Below are 14,248 nucleotides of genomic sequence, written 5' to 3' on the forward strand. Positions count from 1 at the left end.
TAAACGTGAGTAAAAGACGCGCTACCTATTGGTAGCGCGTCTTTTTTATTACATTGTATGTAAATGGTCGTCAAATGCCTTCCAACATATTAAATCATACGGTGGTTCTATATCTAATACTACATTTATATCTTCTGCTGCTACTTGTATTCTTTTGGCCGGGGTATCTCTTTTTCCTGAAGAATAAATAGCAAGCTTAATTATTTCCTGCTTTCCATCTTCATAAATCCTTTTCTTTAAGTCTAATTGGTCAATTTGTTCTTTTGAAGGAATCTCTTTCCCTTCCCAATCACACATTTCAAATAGAGGATATCGATCCCCGTACCATTCCTCAATAATCTCAATGACTTTAAGAATAATATAATTCCCCGATACTAATTCGTAACTAACAGCATCGCCTGCTTTTAAAGAAGTATTCGCTATAAATCTCTTCGGTACTTTTTTAGCTTGTGGCTGCGGAGATTGTAACTGTTCTCTAAGTTTATTTAACACTACTTCACGTTTTCTCTGTAATTTAGGTTCATCCTCCCAGCGGGATAAATCTGCACCACTCTCTATTATTTGCAATGCCTCAAGTTTAACATTCTCTTGAAGTCTTCCTAACTTCCATTGTATGCAAGCAAATGCTAGCCAAAAAACAATAATCTCTTCATCATCTAGTTCAGTCTGGTATTCCTCAATTACAATCCTACTTGCTTCTTCATTTGAATATTCATTTCCTAACAAATCCTTATAAATTAACTGAATATCTTTAGCAATATCATCTGACAATATCACTACTCCCCAAGCCCCCATACATTAACGCTCCAATCTATACACTAAAAATCTCTCATTCCCATTCTTCTCATAAGCACCCGGCAATCTAACCTCTCGCTTCAATTCAAACGCAGTCTGGTTCTCTAAGAAGAAAATATAATCTTCAGAAGGATAGTATAAAATAATATCCACTTCCCTCTCTATTTCCTCTACCGAAAGCAAAATGTTATTTACTACATTCATAAACACTTGGACAGAAAATGGATTGAAGAAATAAAACCGGTTATCACGTGGATCAATCTCATATTCCTGTGCTAAACAACATTCAAACCGAATTTTATCTTTACTGTTTCTCACTTTTCGCGCATAACGATCACGATTATCCATTGCTTCTTTATAAAACTCTTCATTCATTTCAATCCCAACGGCCGAAGCACCACACTTATGGTGCATGTAAAAATTCAATCTCCCTTTTCCGCACCCAAAGTCTACAATTCGATCGCTACTTGTTATTTCATATTGATTCAATAACTCATCTAATCCGCTATATGGCGTCGGTTCATAACGGTGATAATGCATAGACTTATTAAATCCTTTTTGCTCACCGACGGTTTTTATATTTAATACAGCATCGTAATATTGTTCGTTCATTCGTTTGCTCCTATTAAGAAATATTACTATTATTATACACCACGTACTGAATGCTCATTTTTATCAAATTAATTGGTACGTGAAATTATATTATCGCGAAATCGAATATATCGACTTAACAACAAATTCCTACCAAAAAAACAGGAGCTTTCTAGCCCCTGTCTTCTAATACTTTCAATACAGTTTGTTTCAATATTTCTACTCCATCCATTATACAGCTATGATCAAACTTCATATACGGATGGTGTAATCCAGGTTGTAAGTTCGCCCCTAGTCCAAGCATGACAGCTTTTAAATGGGGTCTTTTCACTGTATAGTAATGGAAATCATCGCTTCCTGTCGTATACAGTGGTCCAGTACATCCCTCTTCCCCGTACACTTCAAGAATGCCTTTCCGCATGAAACGCTCAGCTTCTTCTGACACTTCAGCTCCTGGTGCGAGATCAATCCACTCATAAGAAAGTTTAGATCCCATTGATTCAGCTGACTGAATTACTTGCTCTATTTTTCGCTTCAATTCATCTAGTAATATGTTATTTTCTGCTCTTACATCTAAACTAAAGTGCCCGTTACCTGGAATAATATTTAGATTATCACCACCAGCTTGGCATCTCGTCATCTTAACAGAATAAGACGTCTGCGGCGGTAACCATATATTTTTCAATCCAATATTGATCATCGAAATGACATCAATTGCATTTATACCTTGATGTGGGCGTGCCCCGTGTGCATCATCTCCATGAATCATCCCTTCTAAAAATGCTGCAGCTCCGTGACGAATAGATGGGGCTGCTTGTTTCAAAGGCAGTTCTTCAATCGGCCTTAAATGAACACCAAATAAGAAATCAGCATCATCCACGGCGCCCTTCTCTACCATCTTTAAGGAACCATTTCCTTTTTCCTCTGCCGGCTGAAAAATAAATCTAACAGTACCACTATCCCATCTCATATTTTTCAATTGTAAAATAAGGCCCATCACAATTGTCATATGAGCATCGTGGCCGCACGAGTGATTCGCTTTAAATTCTCCGTCTACTTCTTGCCATAGTGCATCCATATCAGCACGAATCGCGATAACTGGATTCCCTCTTCCGATTTCAGCGATCACGCCAGGGCAATCATCAAATATTTTATATGAAATTCCTTCTTCTTTTAGAAAGTTAGTAATATAAGCTGTCGTTTCATATTCCTTCCAGCTTACTTCAGGGTTTTCATGTAAATGCTGAAAAATTTCAGTTAAACGCTCTTGTAGTTCTAATGTTTTCAAAGCTTCATTCTCCTTCCCCTAATTACAAACCATTCAGATTAATTATACTTATGAAAAACAGATGTTTTTATGAACATATTGAATTTTAAGAAAAAAGTCAATTGTTTATTTTTTAATACCGTTAATACCCGATTTCAACTCATCTTATAAAGATATCCATACAAATAGAAGATTCGATATTTTCTGTTTTTATATTGACGCTTACATCTATTTTTAGTTATTATAACTTAATAACGTCTATTTTGCGACAATTCTAAAAATAAAAACATACATAATGAGGAGGCAGTTTATGAAAAGAGAAATACCTTTTGGCATAGCAATAATCCCTATTATCATTACAGTTGCAGTTATGATGGTTACAATTGTTGCATTAGAACAAAGCCCTCACGTCCCACTTATTATCGGTACAACCGTTGCTTCGATCGTCGCTTGGCGATACGGTTACAAATGGAATGACATTGAAGAATCGATGTATAAAGGAATTCGCCTTGCATTACCCGCTATCGTTATCATTATTCTTGTAGGTTTAACGATCGGTGCTTGGATTGGCGGCGGAATCGTCGCTACTATGATTTATTACGGCTTAAAACTTTTAACTCCATCACTATTTTTAGTTTCAATTACAATTATTTGTTCTATCGTTGCATTAGCAATCGGTAGCTCTTGGTCTACAATGGGAACAATCGGTGTTGCTGGAATGGGAATTGGCCTAAGTATGGGAATCCCAGCTCCAATGGTTGCTGGCGCTATAATTTCTGGTTCTTATTTTGGCGATAAAATGTCACCGCTTTCAGACACGACAAACTTAGCAGCTGGATTAACAAATACAGATTTATTCACACATATTCGTCATATGTTATTTACTACAATTCCAGGTTTAATTATTACTCTTATCGTCTATGCTTTCTTAGGAAGAAGCTTCGGCGATAACAATATCGATGCAAAAAGCATCGATCAAACGTTACAAGTATTGCAACAAAACTTTGTTATTTCGCCTTTCCTATTAATTATACCCGTAGTCGTTATGGTATTGGTCGCTAAAAAAGTCCCTGCTATACCAGCTATTCTCGTAGGTGTTATTTTAGGATTCTTATCACAAGTCTTTATTCAAGGTGGCTCTGTCTCATCAGCTGTCGGTGCACTCCAAAGTGGATTTGTCATAGACACTGGAAACAAGCTAGTAGATGAACTATTTAACCGTGGTGGCTTAAGCTCTATGATGAATACAGTTTCTATGACAATTGTCGCTATGACTTTCGGCGGAGTACTAGAACATACTGGCATTCTTCGCTCAATTGTAAATCAAATTTTAAAATTAGCGACATCATCAAAAGGACTTATCGCTTCTACCATCGCATCTTGCTTTGCAACGAATCTTACTTGCTCTGAACAATATATTTCGATTGTTGTTCCTTCAAGAATGTATGCAAATGCGTACACAGAAAAAGGACTACATTCTAAAAATTTATCCAGAGCATTAGAAGATGGTGGAACATTAACTTCTGTTTTCGTACCTTGGAATACATGTGGTGTATTTATACTCGCAACACTTGGAGTCGGTGCATTCGAATATGCTCCTTATGCTATATTGAATTTCATCGTACCTATTATCTCAATCATTTATGGTATAACTGGCTTCACAATTACGAAGCTATCTGATATTGAAAAAGCAGACCTACTGAAAAAACAAAAAGCACAACTAGAAGCTTAAAATTTTTGAAACGAATACAACGGTAAATTCAGCTCATATATTGCACGAGGGCGCCCTTGTTGATAGGGCATTTCCTCGCCGCAAATATTGGCATATCTGTAATCAACTAATTTCTTTAACAGCCTTTCCGTCGATCGCCGAGTCACTTGTAAGTACTCAGAAAGATCCGCCGCTGTAAATTTCAATGATGGATGCGATTGACTAAACTGAATAATTTTTGACAAGTTTGCAGGACTAAGCTTCGTTTCCTTCGCTATTTTCATTAATTCAGGATTATCGTTTTTTAAACTTTGTACTCTCTGTTCTTTCGGGAACGGACCAAATAATTCTTTATCACTTGTTAGTATATAAAAGCAGCTTTCTATCGGATTATTCTTTGCGAAACCTCGAGCGATTTTTGCATTTTGTTCCGCTTCATTTACTGTTTTTCCGTAACCAAATCCAATAGATACTGCGCCTTCTATATTCATAAATAAACGGTCTATCGTATTTTTTTTTATACTCAATTCAATATCACCACGAGTTGTATACAAAATAAAAGTCATTTCATCAACTTGTTTAAATGAACCACGTAATTCTTTTGAAATTACATTTAATTGTTCAAGCGAGCTTTCTTGTAACTCTATAAAGGATATAATACAAGCACCAACAGTAGCTGAATGGCTTTTTGCTAACTCAGCTTTTATTTTTGCATCTTTTAACCCATGTATAATTGATTGCGTTGGATCTATCATACGCTCTGAAGGAATCCCTATTTTTTGAAGTTCATCGTAGACAGCGTGAATACTAGTTAAAGCTAAATCAACCTCTCCAGATTGATATTTAGCTAAATGAAAATCAATGATGCTCTTAATTTCATCATTACTCCATAACATATTTTCATAATCCATCACTTGCGGCGTTTCTTGTAGACCGATGTCATGGAACACATTTGTAATAAACGAACGATCTACTAAATCAATTGAAATTTTATGAGGTTGAATACTTTGATGGTATATTATAGAAAGGAGTGAAGATGCGACAGTTGTCTCGTCTTGCTGCAAATATACACTTGGAATTGGTAATTGTTCTCTTATTTCTTTTGCCATATAATAAGGTAGGGCACCCGAGAAAAAGATAGCATCACAAGGTTTTAAACGCTTTAATAGTTCAGAAGATTCTGCCGGATGAAGGTAAATATATGGATCAATCTCTATTTCTTCTAGTTTATGAGCAATAGGTAAAAGATTCTCCATAAACTCTTTTGAACCGACAACTGCAATTTTTATCATCATTTTCTCTAACTCCTTATCATTAATTAACGACTATTTAACGTCAACTATATCAAATGTACAAAACCATTGTAAACAGGAAGGGGTCTTTATTCAATGAAAATTACAGCTATTCATCTTTACGCAATTCGTTTACCACTTCGCGATCCGTTTGTTATTAGTTATGGTTCTTATTCTGATATGCCTTCTATTATCGTCAAAATGGAAACAGATGAAGGCATTATCGGTTACGGTGAAGGCGTTGCTGATGATCACGTTACAGGTGAATCATGGGAAAGTACTTTCCATGTTTTAAAACATACACTAGCTCCTGCTCTAATTGGGAAAAATCCAATGAATATCGAAAAAATACACGATATGATGGACAATACAATTTATGGTATTCCTACCGCGAAAGCTACGATTGATATCGCTTGTTTTGATATACTGGGTAAAAAACTAAATCAACCTGTATATCAATTAATTGGAGGACGCTACCATGAAGAATTTCCTGTCACTCACGTCTTAAGTATCGCCGATCCAGAAAATATGGCTGAAGAAGCAGCTTCCATGATTAAGAAAGGTTACCAATCTTTCAAAATGAAAGTCGGCACGAATGTAAAAGAAGATGTAAAACGAATTGAAGCTGTACGTGAACGTGTAGGAAATGATATCGCGATTCGTGTTGATGTAAACCAAGGCTGGAAAAATAGCGCAAACACATTAACAGCACTTCGTTCATTAGGACATTTAAACATCGACTGGATTGAACAACCTGTTGTAGCGGATGATATTGATGCAATGGCTCATATTCGTTCGAAAACAGATCTTCCGCTTATGATTGATGAAGGACTAAAAGGCTCTCGTGAAATGCGCCAAATTATTAAATTAGACGCAGCTGATAAAGTGAATATAAAACTAATGAAATGCGGCGGCATATATCCAGCTGTAAAACTCGCTCATCAAGCTGAAATGGCAGGCATTGAATGCCAAGTTGGATCCATGGTCGAATCATCTGTTGCCTCTTCCGCAGGATTCCATGTCGCTTTCTCAAAAAAAATCATTACTAGCGTCGAGCTAACAGGACCATTAAAATTCACGAAAGACATCGGAAACTTACATTACGACGTACCATTTATTCGCTTAAACGAAAAGCCGGGACTCGGCATTGAAATAAACGAAAATACATTACAAGAATTAACCGTCTTTCAAGACGTTGTACGCTAAAGGAGGACTAACACATGACGATTCTTTACGAAGGAAAATTAAAACAAAACAACGATTCATTTCACGTTACATTACTATCTTTAGAACATATGGAACAAATTTTATCATTACAAAACGTTATAGTTGAAGCGCTAGAAGATAAAGGTCGTTTACAACCACTCTCGCTAGAAGAATTTCAATACATTCTAGAAGGAAACGGCATGATGATCGGGGCGTTTATACAAAACGAGCTCATCGCATTTCGTGCCCTACTAGTCCCTCCTATCGACGATGAACATTTAGGGCTTGATATTGGTCTACCAGAAAGTCAGCTACACCGCGTCATCTATCAAGAAATCTCAAACGTTCATCCAAACTGTCGAGGAAATGGCATGCAAAAAATATTAGCCACAGTCATCATGGATGAATTACAAAAAGAAGACAGCCAGTACGACTATGTTTGTTGCACCGTTGCACCTTTTAACATTCCAAGTTTAAAAGATAAATTTGCGCAAGGGATGGAAATTGCTGCACTGAAGGAGAAGTATGGCGGTAGTATGCGGTATGTTTTTGTGAAGGAATTGCGTAAGGACACAGAAAGAGATTGGACGAATGTTAAAAGTGTTCCGATGAGTGATGTTAGTGAAAAGCAAGCGTTACTTTCAGAGGGGTATCGTGGGTATGCGATGGAGAGAATAGACGATACTTTCACTGTGAAGTTTGGACGATAATCTATGTACAAAGAGAACCCTAATTCATTAGGGTTCTACTTTATTTCATTCCACAATCTAAAGTAATAACTAAACCGTCATCTTCCAACTAGATAACGCTAACCAGTTTTCCATTTCCTTATAATCAGGCATTATCTTGCCAACAAGACGCCAAAAAGAGCGATCATGATTTAAATGAACCATATGACACATTTCATGAACAACTACATAATCAATTACCCTTTGAGGTGCCATTGCTAGCTTCCAATTAAACGTTAGCTGTAGATTTGAATCACAAGTTCCCCACGTACGACTACTATCTGTAATACGAATAGAACGCGGTTTTGTTTTAAAGTTACTTTGATGCGCTTTAATACTCTTCTCTACTAATGCCTTGCACTGCTTATAGTAAAATCGTTTTAAAGCCTGCTGGATTTTCTCATTCTTAAGCTCATTCACGTAAATGTGTAGCTTATCCCCTTCAAAAACTGCATTGTCTTGCGTAATACTTGCATCTTGAGAAATCTGTATCGGATACGTATTCCCTAAATACAGAAAGCCCTCGCCTTGATCATAATCCTTTTCCTGTGGTCCAAGCGCTCGCTCCTGCATGTCCTTACGTGTTTTCTGAATCCAATCCCATTTCTCCTCTAGCAGCTGGACTAAGTATTCAACAGGTGTTCCCTTTGGAGCCTGCACTTCCACATTTCCGTACGAATCTACAAAAAGACGCACCGACTTTTTCTTCTTATAAGTTATATGAAAATTAATTGTCTCATCTAAATATGTATGTACCATTTCATCACCTAGTGTATTATTTTACAAATAAAAAAGAATAGGACACAAACGCCCTACTCTATCTATTATATCATTTACTGTTTCACCGAACTTATTATCCTCTGTACTTTACACCTAATCCCTTAATGAAATTCCTTGCGTATCTATCGCCGCACTCTTTGTAATGCTTATGGCCTTTCTTTCTTAATAAAGCGCCTAACTCTCCTTTTGTTACGATGACGCCTACACTGTCTAATATATCAAGCACATCTTCACTCGTTAAAGATAGTGCTATTTTCATTTTCTTTAAAAGAAGGTTATTGGCACTCTCCTTGCTCTGTACAGGTGCCGGTTGCCCTGGTTTCGGATCTTGCTTCCCTCTTTTTAAAGTAATAAATCCATTTAAAAATGCCTCTAGCATCATCATGTCGCATGTTAATACGTACTCATCTTCGATTACATCATCATTTTCAGCTTCATGTTGTGGACTTCTCTTTACTTTTGTAAGCATATCAAGTACGTCCTCTTTCGTTACTTCCATCCCGCCAAGTTCAAAGATTTCTACCATATCTATATCTCTTATATCTAAAGCGTACCTTACTCTTTTTAATATATCGTTGTTGCTCATTGCCATTGTATTTCCTCCTGAAATGTTGATTATAGTAATGCTTTTAGCATGTATAAATTAATATCGTTAAGTTACTACTTTAACATTTTAGAGGTAGGTTTTGTAGTCTTAGGTGGATTAATGCTTTTGGGGATGATTTTAAAACAGCAAAAAAGGATGGGATAATCGCGCAAAATTACGGATGGGGATTTACTATTAATTAACACACTTAAAAATGGACTAACCTGATATAGGTTAGTCCATTTCTTTTTATGCAACTCTAATTTAGTGGGCAACTCAAACATGAATGTTACGCAAAATTCAGGTGAAATATATTGATTGTGTTTACTTAGGTTTTCCTTTTTATTTGTGGTACGGTTCACCGTAACTAATCTAAATGAGGTTATTGTTCATTATTTTCATAATTAAATTTAACAAAAAAGGTAGTGCCTTCCGAGCCTGTTTGAATTTCTATTTTCGCATTATGCCGGGTAGCAATAGCATAACATACGCCTAATCCCAATCCAGTTCCATTATCTTTGGTCGTGTAAAATGGAGTACCCAGTTTCTCTAATACTTCAGGCCTGATACCTTTTCCTTGATCCCGCACTGCAAGCACCACACAATTTTGACATTCCTTGTAGGTGCTAATGGTTAGAATTTTCCCTGTGCTCATCGCTTCTAAGCCATTACGGTATAGGTTTATTAATAATTGCCGTATCTCATTACGATTTAAAAGTAATTCTGGAATGTCATTTGTATCGACTTGAATATATTTATTTTGATTATACGTATCAATCTTTATTAAAGGAATAATATCGTGGATAATTGAATTTAAATCTAACATCTGCAAATCCGATTTCTTTGTATTACCCATTGAGAGAAATTCAGTAATAATAGAATTGGCACGGTCAAGTTCTTCAATCATTAATTTAAAGTACTTATTATGTTTCTCATAGGTGTGCTCTTCTTTTAATAACTGCAAAAACCCTCGTACTGTTGTCATTGGATTTCTGATCTCATGGCTGATACCTGCTGCCATTTGTCCTATTAAATCTATGTTGGATAACCTTTTCAATTCCTGCTCATATTGCTTTTTTTCCGTTATGTTTTTAAAAATACAACAAATACCATCATCATACGGGTATGCAATAACTTCGTGCCAATATTCATCAGAGATAGAAAAAAATTCGAAATGAACTGTAACTCGCTCTGACATTGCACGATGAAATTCCTTATACATAACTGCGTCGACGCTACTCGGGAAGACCTCCCATATATTCTTACCTAATACATCTTTTGCTGTTTTTCTTTGTGGAAAATATTGATGCTTATTTACGTACGTGAATTCCCATTTATTATTCAAAGTAAAGAATCCATCCGTAATAATTTCAATCACACTTGTAACTTTTTCATTAGCAGCAGCTAGTTCTCTCGTTCGCTCTTCCACCATGCTTTCAAGTTGATCCATATATAACAAGTTTGAAAACGTAGGAGCTGTGGCATCAACGATAGATTTTGCCAGTTGAATTTGGGAATTATCGTAATTGTGAGCTTTTCCCTCTTTGCCAACGACGATTACCCCTAATACTTCTCCCATTGAAACCAATGGAATCATCAGTAGACCCTTACTATCTATATTTTTTGTTTGAATAACCTCTTGGATCTTGGCTTCATAGCTTTTCTCCATCCAATCCGCTTCTGTCCAATCACAGTCCTTGCTTAACTTCGTTGTTTTAATCGTTGTTTTGTCTAGCGGGTCTAAAAGGTGGGCAGCCATGTTTTTACTCTCTAAAATCTGTCCTAAGTAAAAAAAACATTTATCAAAACTCTCCTGTATCGAGGAACACATTGATAAATCACGGGTAACATCTAGTAACAGCTGCTTCTCGGCAATAAGGTTTTCCTTTTGTGTTAAATTATTTGCGTTTTGAATTGCGACCGCAGCCATATTTACATAAGCTTCAACACTTTGAATCTCTGAATCTGTTAAGTTCATTGGAACTCCATAATCAAATAAAAAAACCAGACCAAATAACTCTTGTCCAAATGAGATAGGCAGGGCTAATAAGGACTTAATTTTGAACGCATCAACTGGTCTTGGATCCGGCCGATGATCCTTTGAGGTATCAGGGATATAGATGGTTTTTTTTGTTTCAATAACTTCTTTTGCCAGTAAGTCTATTTCAGGATCAATTACCTGAGTATCGAGCGTTACGCCATTTATGGTCTCTGGTTTCCCTGCAAACCCTCTAAATGTTCCATCTTCCTGGGGTAAATAAATTCCAACAGCGTTGCACCTAACAATCTCCTCTGATATCGCCATTGTTACACGCTGCAATACTTCACGTAGTTCTAATTTTGTATTTATTATTTTTGTTATATTCGCGAGCCTAGAATATCTCGTCTGATCACTTAACATTCACATAGCCTCCAAGTTATAGGCATAATAAAATAAACATGATAATATCAGTGAAAATCAAGACCAACCTGCCATTTTCAATTTTCTCCTGTATTCTTTTCTTACCCTTGTTTTACATAGAATACCTCACTTACTTATGATACGGTTCACCTTAATTAAAATGAAACAAACACTCGTAAAATCGCTACACCCTATCCCCTCTAACTTTCAAAAGTTACACTGTTTCACTATCTCCATCCTTATCAACACTCGCCTCAAACTTATCAAGCAACGCACGCACTTCATCAGTTGATTTCGTGTTCATCAATTGATTTCTTAGTTCAGCAGCTCCAGGGAATCCTTTTACATAAATTTTGAAAAAGCGATGAAGCCCTGTGATTGAGCGTGGTAGTACTTCTGCATATTGATCTTGAAGATCAAGCTGTAGTCTTAGAAGATCAAGGTGTTCTTTACTGCTATGTTCTCTTGGCTCTTTTTCAAAAGCAAATGGATTTTTAAAGATACCTCGTCCAATCATAACGCCATCAATACCGTATTTTTCAGCAAGTTCCATTCCAGTTTGACGATCAGGAATGTCTCCATTGATTGTTATTAGCGTATTTGGTGCGATACGGTCACGTAATTTTTTAATTTCCGGAATTAGTTCCCAGTGCGCATCTACTTGACTCATTTCTTCTCTTGTACGTAAGTGAATAGAAAGGTTCGCAATATCTTGTTTGAAAATGTGCGTTAGCCAATCCTCCCACTCACTTAACTCTTTAAAGCCAAGTCGTGTTTTTACACTGACAGGTAGTCCACCCGCTTTTGCTGCTTGAATAAGTTCTGCCGCAACGTCTGGACGTAGAATAAGACCACTACCTTTTCCTCTTGATGCTACGTTCGGTACAGGGCAGCCCATATTAATATCGATACCTTTAAATCCTAGCTCTGCCATACCAATACTCATTTGGCGGAAATATTCAGGAGTATCTCCCCAAATATGTGCGACTATCGGCTGTTCATCTTCTGTAAAAATTAAACGGCCACGTACACTTTTCATACCTTCTGGATGACAATAGCTATCCGAGTTTGTAAACTCTGTGAAAAATACATCTGGGCAACCAGCTTCACTTACTACGTGACGAAAAACAACATCTGTCACATCTTCCATTGGTGCAAGTACAAAAAACGGTCGTGGTAAATCATTCCAAAAATTATCTATCATTTCAAATTCAAATCCTCTCACTATGAATACATCTTCAAACTCTCAATTAAAAAATATAAATCCAAATAACACCAGTACATTTGGGCATTTATAATTTGTGAAAATCAGTAATATTTATTTTAACTAAAATCGTTGCTGAATGGTATTTTTATAAACCAAAAAGCAGATGGTATAGATTTTTCTATATCAACTGCTTTTTTATTATACCAACTTAAGCCAAGCCACACACTCCACATGCGTAGTATGCGGGAACATATCAACAGGTTGTACTTCCTGCGTTTTATATCCGCCTTCTTCTAGCACTTTTAAGTCGCGTGCTAATGTTGCTGGGTTACACGATACGTATACGACGCGCTTTGGCTTCATGTCGATGATTGTGTTTAGTAATGCTTCATCACAGCCTTTACGCGGTGGGTCTACGACCATTGTGTCGGCGATTACGCCTTCTTTGTACCATTTTGGAATGACTACTTCTGCTTCTCCTACGCCAAATTCAGCGTTTGTCATGTTGTTTAGTGCTGCGTTTCGGTTTGCGTCTTCGATTGCTTCTGGGACGATTTCAACGCCGTACACTTTTTTCGCTTTTTGTGCTAGGAATAAGGAGATTGATCCAATTCCGCAATAGGCATCAATTACTGTTTCGTTACCATTTAATTTTGCGTATTCTAACGTTTTATCGTATAGCACTTTCGTTTGTTCTGGGTTTACTTGATAGAATGAACGTGCTGAAATCGCAAATTTAATGTCACCGATAAAGTCATAAATATATTCTGATCCGTACAGTACTGTCGTTTTGTCTCCGAAAATAACGTTTGTACGTTTCGTGTTTACGTTTTGAACGATTGATTTTACTTCTGGGAATTTCGCTGCGATTTCTTCAATGATTGCTTCTTTATTTGGCAATTCAGCTGTACGTGTAATGAAGACAAGCATAATTTCCCCTGTTACTTGTCCGTAGCGAGCCATTACGTGGCGAAGTGTTCCTTTGTTACGCTCTTCATTGTAAGCCGAAATACCGTGCTTTTCACAAATACGTTTTACTTCTTGAATTAATGTATCGTTTTCTTCCGCCTGAATTAAGCATGATTCCATATTAATGATGTCATGCGTTCCTTGACGATAGAAACCAGCTACAAGTCCACCTTCACGTTCTCCAATTGGCACTTGTGCTTTATTGCGGTATACCCACGGGTTTTTCATGCCAAGTACAGGATGAACAGGAACATCACTTAATCCACCGATGCGCTGCATAACGTCACGTACTTGTTTTTCTTTCGCTTTTAATTGTCCTTCATATGTTAAGTGCTGAAGTTGACAACCTCCGCACTCGTTGTACACGGGGCATTCTGCATCTTTACGATATGGACTTTCTTGATGAAGCTTCATTAAACGACCGAACGCGAAGTTTTTCTTCACTTTAATAATTTTAATTTGCGCTTCTTCACCTGGTAATCCGTTTTTTACGAAAATAGGATATCCCTTCACTTTCGCAACACCGGCACCATCATGTGTTAAATCTTCAAACACTACATCTATAAACTCGTTTTTTTCAACTGGTGGCGTCATTTTTATACTCATTTTCCGACCTCTCTTTTTCATAACACTGCGTTACATTTTATCATACTTATATGGTCTATTTCTATTAGAAGAAAAAAAGCTATTGACGATAGTTCTCTAGTAATGTTAC

Annotated in this window: 12 protein-coding genes; 3 read left to right on the plus strand and 9 right to left on the minus strand. The window is 36.8% G+C overall.

Annotated elements, in window-relative coordinates; translation table 11 throughout:
• Nucleotides 1-48: 48 nt before the first annotated feature.
• The 3 genes from NSS74_RS27475 to NSS74_RS27485 all read right to left on the minus strand — a co-directional run bounded on the left by NSS74_RS27475 (nucleotide 49) and on the right by NSS74_RS27485 (nucleotide 2,674).
• The gene (locus tag NSS74_RS27475; RefSeq protein ID WP_002140216.1) at nucleotides 49-795 is read right to left on the minus strand and encodes a hypothetical protein; all 747 of its coding nucleotides are present in this window, start codon (nucleotides 793-795) and stop codon (nucleotides 49-51) included.
• A 3-nt stretch (nucleotides 796-798) separates the two neighbouring features.
• Nucleotides 799-1,407: an SAM-dependent methyltransferase gene (locus NSS74_RS27480; protein ID WP_002124931.1), complete on the minus strand. Its 609-nt coding sequence runs from the start codon at nucleotides 1,405-1,407 to the stop codon at nucleotides 799-801.
• A 151-nt stretch (nucleotides 1,408-1,558) separates the two neighbouring features.
• Nucleotides 1,559-2,674 (minus strand): M20 peptidase aminoacylase family protein, encoded by a 1,116-nt coding sequence (locus NSS74_RS27485; protein ID WP_002124929.1) that lies wholly within the window; start codon nucleotides 2,672-2,674, stop codon nucleotides 1,559-1,561.
• Between the two features lie 289 nt (nucleotides 2,675-2,963).
• Between NSS74_RS27485 and nhaC the strand changes: the two genes are divergently transcribed.
• The gene (gene nhaC / locus NSS74_RS27490) at nucleotides 2,964-4,385 is read left to right on the plus strand and encodes a Na+/H+ antiporter NhaC (protein ID WP_002140215.1); all 1,422 of its coding nucleotides are present in this window, start codon (nucleotides 2,964-2,966) and stop codon (nucleotides 4,383-4,385) included.
• Here nhaC and NSS74_RS27495 read toward each other — a convergent pair.
• Nucleotides 4,382-5,659: a hypothetical protein gene (locus tag NSS74_RS27495; RefSeq protein ID WP_002140213.1), complete on the minus strand. Its 1,278-nt coding sequence runs from the start codon at nucleotides 5,657-5,659 to the stop codon at nucleotides 4,382-4,384. The two genes, nhaC and NSS74_RS27495, sit on opposite strands and share 4 nt — an antisense overlap.
• Nucleotides 5,660-5,752: 93 nt before the next feature.
• Between NSS74_RS27495 and NSS74_RS27500 the strand changes: the two genes are divergently transcribed.
• Nucleotides 5,753-6,862 carry a mandelate racemase/muconate lactonizing enzyme family protein gene (locus tag NSS74_RS27500; protein ID WP_002124921.1) on the plus strand — a complete coding sequence of 370 codons (1,110 nt, stop codon included), beginning with the start codon at nucleotides 5,753-5,755 and terminating at the stop codon, nucleotides 6,860-6,862.
• Between the two features lie 14 nt (nucleotides 6,863-6,876).
• Entirely contained in the window at nucleotides 6,877-7,572 is a 696-nt protein-coding gene (locus NSS74_RS27505; protein WP_002124919.1) for a hypothetical protein, read from the plus strand.
• Between the two features lie 69 nt (nucleotides 7,573-7,641).
• Here NSS74_RS27505 and NSS74_RS27510 read toward each other — a convergent pair whose 3' ends face one another.
• The 5 genes from NSS74_RS27510 to rlmD all read right to left on the minus strand — a co-directional run bounded on the left by NSS74_RS27510 (nucleotide 7,642) and on the right by rlmD (nucleotide 14,139).
• Entirely contained in the window at nucleotides 7,642-8,349 is a 708-nt protein-coding gene (locus NSS74_RS27510; protein ID WP_002124917.1) for a M48 family metallopeptidase, read from the minus strand.
• 94 nt (nucleotides 8,350-8,443) lie between these two features.
• Nucleotides 8,444-8,962, minus strand: coding sequence for a YehS family protein (locus NSS74_RS27515; RefSeq protein ID WP_002124916.1), 519 nt, complete (start codon nucleotides 8,960-8,962; stop codon nucleotides 8,444-8,446).
• A 376-nt stretch (nucleotides 8,963-9,338) separates the two neighbouring features.
• Entirely contained in the window at nucleotides 9,339-11,357 is a 2,019-nt protein-coding gene (locus NSS74_RS27520) for a GAF domain-containing sensor histidine kinase (RefSeq protein ID WP_002140210.1), read from the minus strand.
• Nucleotides 11,358-11,571: 214 nt separating this feature from the next.
• Nucleotides 11,572-12,561 (minus strand): tRNA dihydrouridine synthase, encoded by a 990-nt coding sequence (locus NSS74_RS27525; RefSeq protein WP_002091313.1) that lies wholly within the window; start codon nucleotides 12,559-12,561, stop codon nucleotides 11,572-11,574.
• 201 nt (nucleotides 12,562-12,762) lie between these two features.
• Nucleotides 12,763-14,139, minus strand: coding sequence for a 23S rRNA (uracil(1939)-C(5))-methyltransferase RlmD (rlmD, locus tag NSS74_RS27530; RefSeq protein WP_002140209.1), 1,377 nt, complete (start codon nucleotides 14,137-14,139; stop codon nucleotides 12,763-12,765).
• Between the last annotated feature and the right edge of the window lie 109 nt (nucleotides 14,140-14,248).

It is taken from the genome of Bacillus sp. FSL E2-8868 (genome assembly GCF_038005505.1).
In the GTDB taxonomy this organism is placed as follows: domain Bacteria; phylum Bacillota; class Bacilli; order Bacillales; family Bacillaceae_G; genus Bacillus_A; species Bacillus_A mycoides.

What these genes read in the sequence shown, in the direction of transcription:
- NSS74_RS27480 (WP_002124931.1), bottom strand. Translation starts at nt 1,407, where the DNA reads ATGAACGAACAATATTACGATGCTGTATTAAATATAAAAACCGTCGGT.
- NSS74_RS27525 (WP_002091313.1), bottom strand. Translation starts at nt 12,561, where the DNA reads ATGATAGATAATTTTTGGAATGATTTACCACGACCGTTTTTTGTACTT.
- NSS74_RS27495 (WP_002140213.1), bottom strand. Translation starts at nt 5,659, where the DNA reads ATGATGATAAAAATTGCAGTTGTCGGTTCAAAAGAGTTTATGGAGAAT.
- NSS74_RS27505 (WP_002124919.1), top strand. Translation starts at nt 6,877, where the DNA reads ATGACGATTCTTTACGAAGGAAAATTAAAACAAAACAACGATTCATTT.
- NSS74_RS27510 (WP_002124917.1), bottom strand. Translation starts at nt 8,349, where the DNA reads ATGGTACATACATATTTAGATGAGACAATTAATTTTCATATAACTTAT.
- nhaC (WP_002140215.1), top strand. Translation starts at nt 2,964, where the DNA reads ATGAAAAGAGAAATACCTTTTGGCATAGCAATAATCCCTATTATCATT.
- rlmD (WP_002140209.1), bottom strand. Translation starts at nt 14,139, where the DNA reads ATGAGTATAAAAATGACGCCACCAGTTGAAAAAAACGAGTTTATAGAT.
- NSS74_RS27500 (WP_002124921.1), top strand. Translation starts at nt 5,753, where the DNA reads ATGAAAATTACAGCTATTCATCTTTACGCAATTCGTTTACCACTTCGC.
- NSS74_RS27475 (WP_002140216.1), bottom strand. Translation starts at nt 795, where the DNA reads ATGGGGGCTTGGGGAGTAGTGATATTGTCAGATGATATTGCTAAAGAT.
- NSS74_RS27515 (WP_002124916.1), bottom strand. Translation starts at nt 8,962, where the DNA reads ATGGCAATGAGCAACAACGATATATTAAAAAGAGTAAGGTACGCTTTA.
- NSS74_RS27520 (WP_002140210.1), bottom strand. Translation starts at nt 11,357, where the DNA reads ATGTTAAGTGATCAGACGAGATATTCTAGGCTCGCGAATATAACAAAA.